The sequence below is a fragment of the Streptomyces sp. NBC_00203 genome (assembly GCF_045206325.1).
Lineage (GTDB): Bacteria > Actinomycetota > Actinomycetes > Streptomycetales > Streptomycetaceae > Streptomyces > Streptomyces lutosisoli.
Genome location: NZ_CP108126.1, coordinates 2084108 through 2098366, shown reverse-complemented (window position 1 = coordinate 2098366; position 14259 = coordinate 2084108). Strand labels below are relative to the sequence as shown.

Here is a 14259-nt window from a genome sequence, read left to right as displayed (position 1 = left end):
GGAAAGTCCGATGTCAGCTCAGGTGAGCGCCTCAAGATCGGCCAGGGCCGCCACCTCGTCGAGGGTCGTGAGCGTCCGGTCCCGCATCAGGATCCTGCCGTCGACGACCGTGTCCCGTACGTCCGCCGAGTGCGCGGCGTACGCGAGCGTGGACCACGGGTCGTGCAGCGGACGCAGATGGGGCGCGTTCAGGTCCAGCACGATCAGGTCGGCGCGCTTGCCCGCCTCCAGGGAGCCCAGGTGGTCGCCGAGCCCCAGCGCGCGGGCGCCCTCGACGGTGGCCATCCGGACCGCCTGCTCGGCGCCGACCGCGGTGGGGTCGCCGGCCGCCTTGTGGACGAGGGCCGCCTGCCGTACCGCGCCCAGCACATCCAGGGTGTTCGAGCTGACCGCGCCGTCCGTGCCGAGCCCCACGGTCACCCCGGCGCTGAGCAGCCGCGGCACCGGCGCGATACCGCACCCGAGCTTCAGATTGGAGACCGGACAGTGCGCGACCGAGGTGCCGGTGCGGGCCAGGGCCGCGATCTCGGGACCCGTCAGATCCACGGCGTGCGCGAGCAGCAGATCGGGGCCGAGCAGCCCGAGCGAGTCGAGCAGTTCCACGGGGCGCTTGCCGTAGCGCACCTCGACGGTGGCGACCTCGGTCGCGTTCTCCGCCGCGTGGATGTGCAGCAGCGCGCCGAACTCCCGTGCCAGCGCGGCGATGCCGGTCAGCTGCTCGGGCGTGAGCGTGTACGTCGAGTGCGCGAACAGCACCGGACGGGTGCCGGGCTTCGTCGACACCCGGTCGGCCAGGTCGCGCCGGGCCCACGCCAGACGGTCCTCGTACGCGATGCCGTCCGCCGGGTCCGGTACGTCCATGAAGGTCGGACCGGTGTGCAGGCGCCAGCCCGTCTCGCGCGCCACCCGCTCGGCCGCCTCGTGGAACCAGTACATGTCGAGCGCGGAGGTCACCCCGGACCGTACGCTCTCGGCGATCGCGACCCGCACCGCCGCGGCCACGTTCTTCGCCGACAGCAGCTCGGTCTCCCAGCGCACCACCCGCTCCAGGAAGCCCTGAAGGGTGACGTCGTCGGCACGGCCGCGCAGCAGCGTCATCGCCAGGTGGGTGTGGGTGTTGACGAGGCCGGGCAGCACGAGACAGCCCGTCGCGTCGAGGGTCTCGGCAGCGTCGTAGCGGGCGCGCAGCTCGTCGGCGGGGCCGACTTCCCGGATCTCTCCGTCGCGGACCGCGACCGCTCCGGAGCGCAGGACGGTCCCGGCCTCGTCGACCGTCAGGATGTCCCCGCCGTGGACCAGCAGATCGGCGTGCTCGCTCACGCGGCGGACTCCTCGTGCTCCACGCGCTCCTCGGCCAGCAGCCGCAGTGCTTCCAGGGACACCACGGCGCCGCGTTCGACGCCCGCCGCGACGACATCGCGGTGCGGGTTGTAGCCGCCGGTGTTCTCCTCGTCGACCAGATCGTCCGCGTTCGCGCCGTCGACGACGAGCACGCCGCCCGCGACGAGGCCCCGCAGCGAGGCGGTGACCAGCAGCGCGGACAGTTCCATCTCGATCGCCGCGAGGCCCGCGTTGTCGTACGCGGTGAGCGGGATCAGCCCCGGCTGGAAGGCCGCCCGCGTCCAGACGAGGCCCCGGTGGTGCGGGGCGTCCGCCGCGCGGGCCGCACGCTGGAGGGCGAGCACCGCCTCGGGGGACGACACCGCCGGATACTCGGGCGGCAGCAGCTGCTGGGTCACACCGTCGTCCCGTACCGCCGCCTCCGCGATGACCAGGTCGCCGTCACCGATACCGGCGCGCATCGCGCCCGCCGTACCGAACCGCAGAAAGGTCGTGACGCCCGCGTCGGCCAGCTCCTGGAAGAGCAGGATCGCACCCGGAGCGCCGACCCCGTGCGAGGCGACGGTGACCGGCAGACCCTTCCAACTCCCGCTGAACACACGGTATTCGCGGTGGTACGAGACCTCCTCGGCCCCGTCCAGCAGCGCGGCGACGGCCGCGGCACGCGCCGGGTCGCCGACGACCAGGGCGTACGGCGGCAGGCCGGTGCGCGGTATGCGGGTGATCGGCAGCAGATCCTGGGCGGTCATGAAGCGGCTCCAGCGGGGCGGGTACGGCGACGGCGGCGGGCCGTCGTGAGGAAGAGGGCGCCGAGCGTGACGACGTACGGCGCGGCGTCGGTCGCCTGCTGCGGCAGGCCGAGCCCTTGCAGCCGGAAGCCGGCGGCCTCGGCGAGGCCGAAGAGCAGCGCGGCGAGCAGCACGCCGAGAGGCAGGGCGCGGCCGAGCATCACGGCGACGACGGCGATCCAGCCGCGGCCCGCCGTCATGTTCTCGGAGAACAACGTGACGTTGCCCAGAGCGAGCTGGGCCCCGGCGAGCCCGCACAGCACACCCGAGAACAGCACGGCCGCGTACTGGTACTTGGCCGGGCTCACGCCGAGCGTGGCCGCCGCCTCCGGGGCCTCGCCGACCCCGCGCAGCCGCAGCCCCCACACATGCCGCGAGAGCATCAGCGCGGCCACACCGACCGCCGCCCACGCCACATAGGCGAGCGGCGAGAAGCCACCGACCAACGGCAGCCCGGCCAGTGACGGATCGTCAAAAGTGCCCTGCACACCGAAGACCGTACGCAACAGGAAGCTGGTCAGGCCCACGGCGAGGAGGTTCATGGCCACTCCCAGCACCACCGCGTCCCCGCGCAGCGTCACCGCGCCCACGGCGAGGATCAGCGAGTACGCGGCGGCGGCGAGCGCGGCCGCGAGAACGCCGAGCCAGGGGCTGCCGGTGAACCAGCTGGTGGCCACGGACGTGAAGCAGCCCATCAGCATCATGCCTTCGAGGCCGATGTTGAAGACGCCCGCGCGCTCGCAGATCGCGCCGCCGAGCGCGGCCAGCAGGATCGGGGTGAGCGCGCGCAGCGCGGACATGAGGAGATCGGAGTCGAAGAACATCAGACGGCCTCCCGCTGCTGACGCGACCTTCGGAACCACCTGCGCGGAAGGCTCAGCCGGGCGGCCAGGAAAACGATCACAATGGCTTGAAGCACCTGCGTCAGCTCGCGCGGCACCTCGGTCGTCCGCTCCATCGAGAGCCCGCCGACCTGAAGCATCGCGAAGAAGAACGACGCGAGGACCGTGCCCAGCGGGGCCGCGCCCGCGAGCAGCGCCGCGGTCAGCCCCGTCCACGTGTAACCGGGAGCGGTGAGCGCGCCGTCGAGGAAGCGGTACGGGAAGCTCAGCACCCCGATCGCGCCGACGAGCCCGGCGAGGGCGCCCGAGGTGGCCATCAGTCGCAGCGTCAGACCCTTGCGCTCGACGCCCGCGTACGCGGCGAAGCGGGAGTTGAGTCCGGTCATCCGGATCTCGTACCCGATCGCCGTGCGCTTGTCCGTGAACCAGTACGCGGCCGCCGCGAGGACCACCAGCAGCAGCCCGGCCGTCACGGTCGACGAGCCGAAGGCCGGCAGCGCGACCCCGTCCGGCAGCTGCCGCGTCTGCGGGAGGCTGGAGCCCGGCTCCTTGAGCGGATAGCGGGCCAGGTAGGAAGCGAGCGAGGACGCCGGATAGCTGAGCAGCAGGCTGCTGACCAGGAGCGGTACACCGAAGCGGTTCTCGCACAGGGCGGCCAGGGCGGCGTATCCGGCGCCCGCCGCCATGCCCGCGAGCAGCGCGAGGACAACGGCGAGCGGCGCGGGCACCGGCACGTACAGGCCGGTGACCGCCGCGGCCATCCCGCCGAGCACCATCTGCCCGTCGCCGCCGAGGTTGATGAGCCCGGCCCGCAGCGGAATGGCGAGCGCCAGCGCCAGACCGAGGACGCTGGTGGTGGTGGACAGGGTCGAGCCGATGCCGTCGGCGCCGAGCGAGCCGCTGAGGACGGCGCCGTACGCGGCGAACGGATCGGCCCCCGTGCCCACCAGGAAGAGCGCGCCGATCACGACCCCGGCGAGCACGGAGAAGGCGACGGGGGAGCGCAGGGCTCCCGCTATTCGGGTCATGGCAAGGCCTTTTGTGTCGTGCTGGGTCATGGCCAAGCCCTTTGTGTCGTGCTGGGTCATGTCAGTCGCCGACCTCCACCGGAGGCTTCTCCGGCTTCGCGCCGCCCGCCATCGCGAGCCCCAGCGTCCGCTCGTCCGCCGCGTCCTTGGTGTACGTGGCGGTGACCCGGCCCTCGTACATCACCAGCACCCGGTCGGCGAGAGCGCGGATCTCGCTCAGCTCGGCGGAGACGAGGAGCACGGCGTGGCCCGCGTCGCGGTAGGCGACGATTTCGTCGTGGATGTTCTGGATGGCGCCGATGTCGACACCGCGCGTCGGCTGCTCCACCAGCAACAGCGGGGCGTCGTGGGCGAGTTCGCGGCCGATCAGCAGTTTCTGGAGGTTGCCGCCGGACAGCGCGGAGGCGGGCACCTCGGGGGTGGCCGCCTTGATGCCGAAGCGCTCGACGAGACGCCGCGCGTGCGCCCGTACGGCCGCGGGCGGCAGCAACCCCCGTGCCGACAGGGACGTACGGTGATGGCCCATCGCGAGGTTGTCCGCGACGGACGCGGCGGGCGCGGTGCCGACCGCGTGCCGGTCCTCGGGGACGTACGCGAGGCCCTTGGCGCGCCGCTCGGTCGCGGAGGCGTGCGTGATGTCGTGGCCCCGCAGGGCGATCCGCCCGGCGGTGACGGGCCGCAGCCCGGCCAGCGCCTCGATCAACTCGCTCTGGCCGTTGCCCGCGACGCCCGCGATGCCGACGATCTCGCCGGCGCGGACGGTGAGCCGGACCCCTCGTACCGCGTCCGTGCCGAGGTCCTCGACCTTCAGTACCTCGTCGCCGGGGGTGCCTTCGGCGTGCACGCGGTCCAGTTCGACCGCGCGGCCGGTCATCGCGGCCGCGATCTCGTCGGCGGAGGTCTCGGCGGTGACCAGCCGGGCGACGACCCGGCCGTCCCGCAGCACCGTCACGTTGTCGCTGCCTTCGAGGACCTCGCGCAGCTTGTGCGTGACAAGGATCACCGTACGGCCCTGCGCGGTCAGCGACTTGAGCACCGCGAACAGGGCGTCGGCCTCGGCGGGGGTCAGCACCGCGGTGGGCTCGTCGAGGATGAGCGTACGGGCGCCGCGGTGCAGCAGCTTCAGGATCTCCACGCGCTGCCGCAGCCCGACCGGGAGGTCGCCGACCCGGGCGTCCGGATCGACGGCGAGACCGTGCTCCTCGGCGAGTTCACGCACCCGGCGCCGCGCCGCCGCCCGGTCGACCAGACCGAAGCGGCGCGGCTCGGCGGCGTAGACGACGTTCTCGGCGACCGTCAGCGAGTCGAACAGTTTGAAACTCTGGTGGACCATGCCCAGCCCGGCGGCCATGGCGTCACCCGGGTCGCCGAAGGACACCTCGCGCCCGTCGATCCGTACCGACCCCGCGTCCGGCCGCTCCATGCCGTACAGGACGGACATGAGCGTGGACTTGCCCGCGCCGTTCTCGCCCATCAGGGCGTGGATCTCGCCGCGCCTGACGGTCAGGTCGACACAGTCGTTGGCGAGCGTGCCGGGGAACCGCTTGGTGATTCCCCGGAGCTCGACGGCGACAGACTCGGTGGACGCAGGGGAGCCGGTGGAGTCGTCAGCTCGCTGCCGGGTCATCGACCTTCAGCTCTCCGGACACGATCTGGTCGCGCAGCGCCTTGACCTTGGTCAGGACGTCCTTGTGCTGGGCGATCACGCACTTGGAGGTGTCGACGCCGGCCTCCAGACCCGTGAGGCTGATGCCGCCCTCCTTCAGGCCGTACGAGACCGTCGTGCCCTCCTTGCCGCCGAGGACCGCGTCGATGCCCTTCTGCACGGCGACGTCGGTGCGCTTGATGACGTTGTCGACGACCGTGCCCGGCGAGGAGACGCACTGGTTGACGTCGACGCCGTACGCGTATGCGCCCTTGGCCTTCGCGGCCTCGAAGACGCCGTAGTTGCCGGCCGCGGCGGCCGCCATGATCTGGTCGGTGCCCTTGGACAGCAGCGAGTTCGCCTGCTCCTTGGCGCGCGCCGAGTCGTCGAACGGGGACTGGCCGCCGACGAAGCGGGTGGAGGTCGACGTCTTGGCGGCCACCTTCTTGGCGCCGGCCGCGAACGGGTCGCTGTAACGCCGGAACTGGGGCGTGTCGAGCACGTCCACCGCGCCGACCTTGCCGCTCTTGCTGAGCAGCCCGGCCTCCGCGCCCGCGAGGTACACGCCCTCGTGCTCACGGAAGACCGCGCAACTGACGTTCTTGTACGTCTTCGTGGTGCACGCGTCGATCATCAGGAACTGCTGGTCGGTGTGCGCCTTGGCCTGCTGAGCGACCAGGTCGGCGAACTCGAAGCCGACGAGCACGATGACGTCGGGCTTCGCCTCCACGGCGGCCTGCACGTTCTGCTGCTGCGAGGCGGTGTCCGAGGACTCGTAGACCTTCTGCGTCCCGTCGTGCGCCTTGGCCGCGGCCTTCACCCCGTCGACCGCGAGCTTCAGGAACTCGTTCTGCCCCACGGCGTCGGGCGTGACCAGCGTGAAGGACTTGCCACCGCTCTTGGCGCTGTCGGACGAGGTGTCCTTGGCGGCCGCGTTGCAGGCGGTGGCGAGGAGCGCGGTGCCCGCGGCGAGGGCGGCGAACTGGAGGGAACGACGGGATCTGCGAGGCATCGGTGAACCTTCCGGAGGTACGGCAAACCGCGCTCTGGGGGAGGGGAGCGCGAGAGGGTGAGGGCGAACGTCGGCGCTGACGGGTGCGGGTCAGCCGCGACAGACGTCGCTGGCGCACCGGCCGTGGTCGAGGAAACGGCGCATCGTAAGCAGCACGCGTCCTCCTTCACATCGGCCTTCGGGCTGCGGGTGCTGGACTGTAACACCGGTTTCAGGACACCTGCTCGACTGTCTCGAACTGTGGTTCTTCGAGGTCATGTACGGTTGCGCGCACCCTCGGATCATCAGGAGTGCCCCGCTATGCCCCAGGAACTGCGAGCGGTCGACTGGACCGGAAACAGCCTCGCGCTCATCGACCAGACCGTGCTGCCGCACCGCACCGAGACCGTCGAAATCCGTGACGTCGACGCGCTGGTGGACGCGATCCAGCGGCTCGTCGTGCGGGGCGCTCCGGCGATCGGGGCGGCGGGGGCGTACGGAGTGGCGCTGGCTCTGCTCCAGGGCGAGCGGGAGGGCTGGGACACCGACCGGGTGCGCACGGAGGTCGCCCGCATCCGCGAGGCACGCCCCACCGCCGTGAACCTCATGGTGTGCGTGGACCGGGTGATGACCCGCTTCGACGCGGGCATCGAGGCGGTTCTCGCGGAGGCCGCGGCCGTGCAGCGCGAGGACGTCGAGGCCAACCGCGCGATGGGGGCGTACGGCGCGGACTGGCTGCTCAAGCGGGTGGGGGTGGACCGGCCGCTGCGGCTGCTGACGCACTGCAACACCGGCGCGCTCGCCACCGCGGGCTGGGGCACGGCCCTCGGTGTCATCCGCGAACTGCACACGCGCGGCCAGGTCGAGGTCGTGTACGCCGACGAGACGCGACCCCTGCTCCAGGGCTCCCGGCTGACCGCCTGGGAACTGGTCCAGGAGGGCATACCGCACTACGTCCAGGCCGACGGTGCGGCGGCCGGCACCATCCTGCGCGGCGAGGTCGACGCCGCCATCGTCGGCGCCGACCGCATCGCCGCGAACGGCGACACCGCCAACAAGGTCGGCACGGTGGGCGTCGCGCTGGCCTGCGCCGACGCCGGCATACCGTTCCTGGTCGCCGCCCCCACGACGACGGTGGATCTGTCGACGGCCTCGGGCGCCGACATCCACATCGAACTCCGCGGCGAGGACGAGGTGTTGGAGTGGGCCGGGGTCCGCACGGCTCCCGCGGAGTCCCGCGGCCACAACCCGGCGTTCGACGTCACTCCGGGGCGCCTGGTGACGGGCCTGGTGACGGAGCGCGGCGTGCTGACGGTGTCGGCGGGGGAGCTGCCGGGGGATCACCTGCGCTAGCGGTGCGGGTCGTCGAGGCCCGTTCGAGGCAAGGAAAGGCCGCGGTCCGGTGACACACCGGACCGCGGCCTTTCGCCGGTCTCAGCGTCCCGTCAGCTCCAACTCCAGCAGCCACTCGACCACTTCGGTGTGGTGCCGCGCCTGACGCGGATCCGCACCCCACACGTACAGCCCGTGGCCCGCCACGACCACCGCGGGCATGCGCGGGTCGCGCGCCGCCTCCAGACGGTCGCCCAGCACCTTCATGTCCTGGCTGTTGGCGATGACAGGGAGGGTGACCTCGACGTCGTGGGCGGGCTGGCCGACGCCCTTGAGCATCTCCACGTCCTTGAAGACGATGCCGCCCGGCTCGCGGCGGCCCATGGCCACGGACGCGACCGTGTGAACGTGGACAACGGCACCCGCACCGGTGAGCGCGGCGACGCGCGCGTGCAGCTCGGCCTCGGCGGACGGCTTGCCGCCCGAGACGGCGGCGCCGTTCCCGTCGACCAGCACCACGTCCGCGGGCGTCAGTTCACCCTTGTCGTGCCCGCTCGCCGTGACCGCGAGGCGCAGCGGATCCCGGGACAGGACCACCGACAGATTGCCGGACGTGCCGCGCATCCAGCCGAAGGAGGCGAAGCGGGCCGATTCGGCGGCCAGGACGGCGCCCGCCTCCTCCAGGCCGAGGGCTGAGATGTCGACGGTCATGTGGTGCTCCTTGCGATGGTGATCGCGTCGAACGTCCCCGCCTCGGGGTGATCGCCGACGCCCTGCTCGTAGTACGGCTCCCCGGGGCGGCGTACGCCCACGGCCTGCCAGCCCGCGGCACGCGCCGCGTCCAGCTCGCCCGGCCGGTCGGAGAGGAAGAGGATGCGGCCGGGGGCGGTACCGATGGCGGTCGCGATCGTCGCGTACGACTCCGGCTCCTGCTTCGGCCCCGCGTTCTCCGTGTCGTACAGCCCCTCGACGAGCGGCAGCAGATCGCCCTCGGGGGACGACCGGAACCACGCGCGCTGCGCGGCGACGGAGCCCGACGAGTACACGTGCAGGCGGACGCCCGCGGCGTGCCAGCGGCGCAGCGCCGGGACCACGTCGTCGTAGAAGTGCGAGACGAGCTCGCCGCGTGCGAAGCCCTCGGACCAAATGAGGCCCTGGAGGGTCTTGAGCGGGGTGGCCTTGCGGTCCTCGTCGAGCCACTCGTTCAGGGTCTTCTCGACGCGTACGGCGTCGGCGTCCGGCTCGCCGATCAGCTCCCGCACCTGCGCGACCGCCCGCAGCACATCCGGATCACCGCTCCGCTCCGAGAGCACCGCTCCGAAACGAGAGCGCGAGTATGGGTAGAGCACGTCCACGACGAACCCCGTGGCGCTCGTGGTGCCCTCGATGTCGAGCACCACGGAGTCCACGTCGAAGTGCGACGTCACGCGGCGGCCCTGTCCCGCTGGTACCCGGCGTCGATCGTGTCGTAGTCCGGGAAGCGGGAGGCGATCGTGGAGCCGGTGAAGCTGCCGATCCAGCCGTCCTCCTCGTGGAAGAAGCGGATCGCGGTGAAGGCGGGCTTCGTGCCCATGTCGAACCAGTGCGTCGTGCCGCGCGGCACGCCCAGCAGGTCGCCCTTCTCGCAGTACACCGCGTGCACCTCGCCGTTCACATGGAGGTAGAAGATCCCGGATCCCGAGACGAAGAAGCGGACCTCGTCATCGTCGTCGTGGGTGTGCTCCTGAAGGAACTTCTCCCGCGCGGCCTTCGCCTTGGCCGGGAACCCGGGGTCGTCGCTCGGGTGCAGACCGAGGACGTCGACCGTGGTGAAGCCCTCCTCGGCGTTCAGCTTGTCGATCTCCGGGCCGTACGCGGCGAACACGGTGTCGCTGTCGGCGTCCGCCGGCACGTCCGCGCGGATCGGCCACTGCTCGTAGCGCACCCCGATCGGCGCGAGTGCCGCGGCGATCTCGGCGGGGTCGGAGGTACGGCGCACGACGGACTCGGGTCCGGACTCGGGCCAGGTCGTCAGCAGGGTCATGGGAGCAACTCCTGGAAGCTGGAAGGGATGTCCGGATACCGAGACAAGCACCGGACGGGCGGGAGAGGAAGGGGGGAAGAAGACGGCGGTGACGGCGGTGACGGCGAGCGGCGGCGGACGGCTGGTCAGCCGCGACACATCGCGCCAGGACAGCACGGCATGCAGGGCATGCAGGGTGCCGTCGCGCGGGGTGTCTTCATCAGGGCCTCACTGTGCCGGGTCGGGTGCCGGTCCCGTGATGGTAACTCCAGGGTGCGCGGCGACCAGGTGTGAGGTTGTTGTTGTCTCACCTGTCGAGAAACCGCTTCCATTGTTTTGACGGCTGGCTGAAATCGTTCTCATGATCTGCATATGAAGACGCTGCTGCTCGTGCGGCGGCTGTACGTGGACTTGCTCCGGTCGACCACAGCCAGCTGTCGCTGACCTCATCCGGAGCTCCGACGCGCCCTGATTCTCCCGGGCGTTCGCCACCTGTCTGAGCGGTGGCGCATTCCTTTCCCTTGCTCCGGGTCCAAGCTCCTTGCTTTCTTCCTCGCTTCCCTCTGCGCCATTCGTGTATCTGGAGCCCCCTCATGTCCCGTACCCGCGTTCCCCTTGCCGCGCTCTCCCTCGCCTCCGTCTCCGCGCTTCTGCTCGCGGGCTGCTCCCAGTCGTCGAACGCCTCGCAGAGCACCGGCGACAAGGCCGCCTCGGCCTCCGCCGCGACCGGAAAGAAGCCCGCGCCCTTCAGCAAGGGCACCGTCAAGGTCGCCCTGGTCCGGCAGAGCGGCGCCGGCGACTACTTCGAGCAGTGGGGCAACGGCGCCAAGGCGCAGGCCAAGGCCCTCGGCATCGACCTGACCGTGTACGACGCCCAGGCCGACAACGCCAAGCAGGCCACCGACCTGTCCTCGGCCGTCAACTCCGGCGCGCAGGCGATCATCGTCGACCACGGCTTCCCGTCCACGATCCAGCCCGAGATCGACAAGGCCGTGAAGAAGGGCATCAAGGTCGTCGTCTACGACGTCGACCAGACCAACAAGTCGGTCGTCAGCACCGAGCAGGACGACGCCAGCATGGCCCAGGCCGTCCTCGACGTGATGGCCAAGGACCTCGGCAAGAACGCCAAGGTCGGCTACGTCAACGTCGCCGGATACGCCGCCCTCGACAAGCGCGACAGCGTCTGGAAGTCGACCGTCGACGCCAACGGCTGGAAGCAGCAGTTCAAGGTCGGCAAGGTGACCGACTCCACGGCCACTGACAACGTTCCCCTGGTCTCCGCCGCGCTCACCCAGCACTCCGACGTGACGGGCGTCTTCGCCCCGTACGACGAGCTGGCCAAGGGCACCGTCCTCGCCGTCCAGAACAAGAAGCTCCAGGACAAGGTGAAGGTCTTCGGCGCGGACGTCTCCAACGCCGACATCCAGAACATGACCGCCAAGGACAGCCCGTGGGTCGCCACGGCGGGCACCGACCCGTCCGCGGTGGGCGCCGCCGTCGTCCGTACGGCCGCCCTGGAGCTGGCCGGTCAGCTGAACAAGGCCTCGGTCGAGTTCCCGGCCGTCGCGATCACCCAGGACTTCCTGAAGAGCAAGGGGATCGAGAACATGGACCAGCTGCGGGAGGCGCTGCCCGCGCTGAACCTGTCCAAGGTGAGCACCGCGGACTGGATCCCCAATGTCGCCCACTGACACCCCTGTCGAGACCGTCGCGGCGGTCGGCCTCCGTGACGTCAGCATGGCCTTCGGCGGCAGGACGGTGCTCGCCTCCGTCTCGCTGGACATCGCCCCGGGCGGCGTCGTCGCGCTGCTCGGCGCGAACGGCGCGGGCAAGTCCACGCTGATCAAGATCCTTTCGGGCGTCCACACGGACCACGGCGGGGAAGTGCGCGTGAACGGCGAGCCCGCCGCGCTCCACTCCCCGCTGGCCGCCCGCCGGCTGGGTATCCAGACCGTGCACCAGCGCATCGGCGAGGGCATCGTGCCCGGCCTCACGGTCGCCGAGAACCTGGTGTTCGAGGAGCTGGCCCAGGCGCGCGGCAACCCGTTCCTGGGCGGTCGCCGCGTACTGGCCCGCGCCCGCGAGATCCAGTCCGCGCTGGACCTCGGCTGGAGCGACAGCGTACTGCGGCGGGATGTCACCGAACTGGGCATCTCCGACCGGCAGTTGCTGATCCTGGCCCGCGCGCTGGCCACCCGCCCGCGGCTGCTGATCCTCGACGAGCCGACCTCCGCGCTCTCCGCCGCCGAGGCGGAGCGCCTCTTCGCGCTCGTCGAGCGGATGCGCGACGACGGCATCGCCGTGCTGTACGTCTCCCACCGGCTCGGTGAGATCGACGCGCTCGCCGACCGGCTGGTCGTCCTGCGAGACGGCCGTCTCACCGAGGACCAGGCCAAGCCCTTCGACTGGGACAGCGCCCTGCGCGCCATGCTCGCCCAGGCACAGGAGGCGACGACCGCACGGCCTCAGAAGGCGGGGCACCAGGGCGAGGTCGTGCTCTCCCTGCGCGGTGTCCCCTTCCTCGACGGCCACACCCCCCAGAACCTCGACCTCCGCGCGGGCGAAGTCACCGGTGTCGTGGGCCTGTTGGGCGCGGGCAAGACAGAGCTGGCCCGCGGCCTGTTCGGCGCCGAGCGCTTCACCGGGGGAGCGCTCGAGCTGGACGGCCGGCCGTACGAGCCGCGCCGCCCGGCCGACGCGATCCGCAGCGGCGTCCACCTCGTGCCGGAGGACCGGCACACGGACGCGCTGGTGCCCGGCTGGTCGCTGGCGCAGAACATCTCGCTGCCGTTCCTCAAGTCCCTGTCCACGGCGGGACTGGTGAGCCGGACCAAGGAGGACGCGCTCGGCCGCGCCGCCATCGAGCAGCTCGGTGTCGTCGCCCGTGACGAGCACAGCACGGTCGAGGAGCTGTCCGGCGGCAACCAGCAGAAGGTCGTCGTCGGCCGCTGGCTCGCCGAGAGCCCGCGAGTCCTCATCCTGGACGAGCCGTTCCGAGGCGTGGACATCGGTGCCCGCCGCGACATCGGACGCCGGGCCCGCGCGCTGGCCGCGGAGGGCGCCGCCGTCCTCGTCCTGTCCGCGGACGTGGACGAGGTCCTGGAGGTCGCCGACCGGGTCGTCGTGCTGGCCGCGGGCGAGATCCGGCTCGACGCGTACGGGGAAGACGCGGAGCGCGACCGCGTGATCCAGACCATTTCGGCATCCGTCTGATGCCCGACGATCAGGAGCCGTAGGGCACATGACCACCACCCAGAACACCGAGGCCCCGGCGAAGACGGCGACCCCGTCCGCCGGCGCCCTCGGCCCGCGCGTCCAGAACGCCGTCATCAAGTACGGCTTCATCTTCGTCACCGTCACGCTCTTCGCGTACTTCGGGATCAGCGAGCCGACCTTCCGCGACTCGGCGACGCTCCTCGACACCCTCCGGTACGTCTCCGTCGCCGCGATCCTCGGCCTCGGCGTCACCCTCACCATGGCCGTCGGCGGAATGGACATGTCCGTCGGCGCCGTCGCCGGACTCGGGGTGACGGTCGCGGCGAAGACGATGGTCACGTACAACCAGGTCGGCACGGTCGCGATCCTCGCCGTCATCGCGGCGGGCGCCCTCGCGGGCCTGCTCAACGCCCTGCTGATCGTCGTCCTGAAGATCCCCGACATGCTCGCCACGCTCGGCACCATGTTCGTGATCCAGGGCATCAAACTCATCCTGGTCGACGGGCAGTCCATCACCCCCGGCATGACCCAGTCCGACGGCACCACCGCGCCCGGCAGGTTCACCGAGGGCTTCCTGCGCATCGACCGTGGCACGGTCCTCGGCATCCCCGTCTCGGTGCTGATCTTCGGCGCGCTGACCGTCGTCGCCTGGGTGTTCCTCGCCCGCACCCGCTGGGGGCGCGTGCTGTACGCGATCGGCGCCAACCCGGAGGCCGCACGGCTGGCCGGCATCCGCGTCGGCGGGTACCGGGCTCTCGCGTACGTCCTCTCCGGCGTCCTCGCCTCCATCGGCGGCCTGATCCTGGCCTCCCGCATCGGGCAGGGAGACGTCTCCGCCGGTACCTCCCAGCTCCTGGAAGCGGTCGCCGTCGCGCTGGTCGGCACGTCGGTGCTCGGCCGCGGCAGGCCCAATGTGTGGGGCACGGCCCTGGGAGCCGTGCTGATCGGCATCATCACCACGGGCCTGACCATCAAGGGACTGCCGTACTACACGCAGGACGTCGTCGAGGGCGCGGTCCTCATCCTCGCCCTGGTCTTCAGCTTCACCCTGTCCAAGCGCCGCACCGCATAAGG

General features: G+C 71.3%; 13 protein-coding genes. 4 read left to right on the top strand and 9 right to left on the bottom strand.

The genetic code is table 11. The annotated features are described in order from the left end of the window. Positions 1 to 18: 18 nt before the first annotated feature. From OG975_RS09730 to OG975_RS09705, 6 genes are all read right to left on the bottom strand, one after another. Positions 19 to 1320 carry an amidohydrolase gene (locus OG975_RS09730; RefSeq protein ID WP_406328741.1) on the bottom strand — a complete coding sequence of 434 codons (1302 nt, stop codon included), beginning with the start codon at positions 1318 to 1320 and terminating at the stop codon, positions 19 to 21. After that, positions 1317 to 2090, bottom strand: a complete 774-nt coding sequence (locus OG975_RS09725) for a purine-nucleoside phosphorylase (protein ID WP_406328740.1) — start codon at positions 2088 to 2090, stop codon at positions 1317 to 1319. The genes OG975_RS09730 and OG975_RS09725 overlap by 4 nt, the downstream gene beginning before the upstream one ends. Further along, the gene (locus tag OG975_RS09720) at positions 2087 to 2953 is read right to left on the bottom strand and encodes an ABC transporter permease (protein WP_406328739.1); all 867 of its coding nucleotides are present in this window, start codon (positions 2951 to 2953) and stop codon (positions 2087 to 2089) included. Before OG975_RS09720 ends, OG975_RS09725 begins: the two co-directional genes overlap by 4 nt. After that, positions 2953 to 3999, bottom strand: coding sequence for an ABC transporter permease (locus tag OG975_RS09715; protein WP_369257003.1), 1047 nt, complete (start codon positions 3997 to 3999; stop codon positions 2953 to 2955). Before OG975_RS09715 ends, OG975_RS09720 begins: the two co-directional genes overlap by 1 nt. A 61-nt stretch (positions 4000 to 4060) precedes the next feature. Further along, positions 4061 to 5626, bottom strand: coding sequence for an ABC transporter ATP-binding protein (locus OG975_RS09710; RefSeq protein ID WP_406328738.1), 1566 nt, complete (start codon positions 5624 to 5626; stop codon positions 4061 to 4063). Continuing rightward, positions 5607 to 6656: a BMP family ABC transporter substrate-binding protein gene (locus tag OG975_RS09705; protein ID WP_406328737.1), complete on the bottom strand. Its 1050-nt coding sequence runs from the start codon at positions 6654 to 6656 to the stop codon at positions 5607 to 5609. Before OG975_RS09705 ends, OG975_RS09710 begins: the two co-directional genes overlap by 20 nt. 300 nt (positions 6657 to 6956) lie before the next feature. Between OG975_RS09705 and mtnA the strand changes: the two genes are divergently transcribed. Continuing rightward, entirely contained in the window at positions 6957 to 7988 is a 1032-nt protein-coding gene (mtnA, locus tag OG975_RS09700; protein ID WP_406328736.1) for an S-methyl-5-thioribose-1-phosphate isomerase, read from the top strand. A gap of 81 nt (positions 7989 to 8069) precedes the next feature. On the opposite strand, the gene mtnB is transcribed toward mtnA, so the two are convergent. From mtnB to OG975_RS09685, 3 genes are read right to left on the bottom strand one after another with little or no spacing between them, the layout of a single operon-like run. Beyond that, positions 8070 to 8678 (bottom strand): methylthioribulose 1-phosphate dehydratase, encoded by a 609-nt coding sequence (gene mtnB, locus OG975_RS09695; RefSeq protein WP_406328735.1) that lies wholly within the window; start codon positions 8676 to 8678, stop codon positions 8070 to 8072. Continuing rightward, on the bottom strand, positions 8675 to 9394 hold the full coding sequence (gene mtnC / locus OG975_RS09690; RefSeq protein WP_406328734.1) for an acireductone synthase: 720 nt from the start codon (positions 9392 to 9394) through the stop codon (positions 8675 to 8677). The genes mtnB and mtnC overlap by 4 nt, the downstream gene beginning before the upstream one ends. Beyond that, positions 9391 to 9990 carry a cupin gene (locus tag OG975_RS09685; protein ID WP_327427460.1) on the bottom strand — a complete coding sequence of 200 codons (600 nt, stop codon included), beginning with the start codon at positions 9988 to 9990 and terminating at the stop codon, positions 9391 to 9393. Before OG975_RS09685 ends, mtnC begins: the two co-directional genes overlap by 4 nt. 572 nt (positions 9991 to 10562) lie before the next feature. On the opposite strand from OG975_RS09685, the gene OG975_RS09680 reads away from it, so the two are divergent. Genes OG975_RS09680 through OG975_RS09670 form a run of 3 tightly spaced genes read left to right on the top strand, consistent with a single transcriptional unit; the run spans position 10563 to position 14257 of the window. Further along, the gene (locus OG975_RS09680; protein ID WP_406328733.1) at positions 10563 to 11660 is read left to right on the top strand and encodes a substrate-binding domain-containing protein; all 1098 of its coding nucleotides are present in this window, start codon (positions 10563 to 10565) and stop codon (positions 11658 to 11660) included. Then, positions 11647 to 13182, top strand: coding sequence for a sugar ABC transporter ATP-binding protein (locus OG975_RS09675; protein WP_406328732.1), 1536 nt, complete (start codon positions 11647 to 11649; stop codon positions 13180 to 13182). Before OG975_RS09680 ends, OG975_RS09675 begins: the two co-directional genes overlap by 14 nt. A gap of 28 nt (positions 13183 to 13210) precedes the next feature. Next, positions 13211 to 14257 carry an ABC transporter permease gene (locus OG975_RS09670; RefSeq protein WP_406328731.1) on the top strand — a complete coding sequence of 349 codons (1047 nt, stop codon included), beginning with the start codon at positions 13211 to 13213 and terminating at the stop codon, positions 14255 to 14257. The last annotated feature ends 2 nt before the right edge of the window (positions 14258 to 14259 follow it).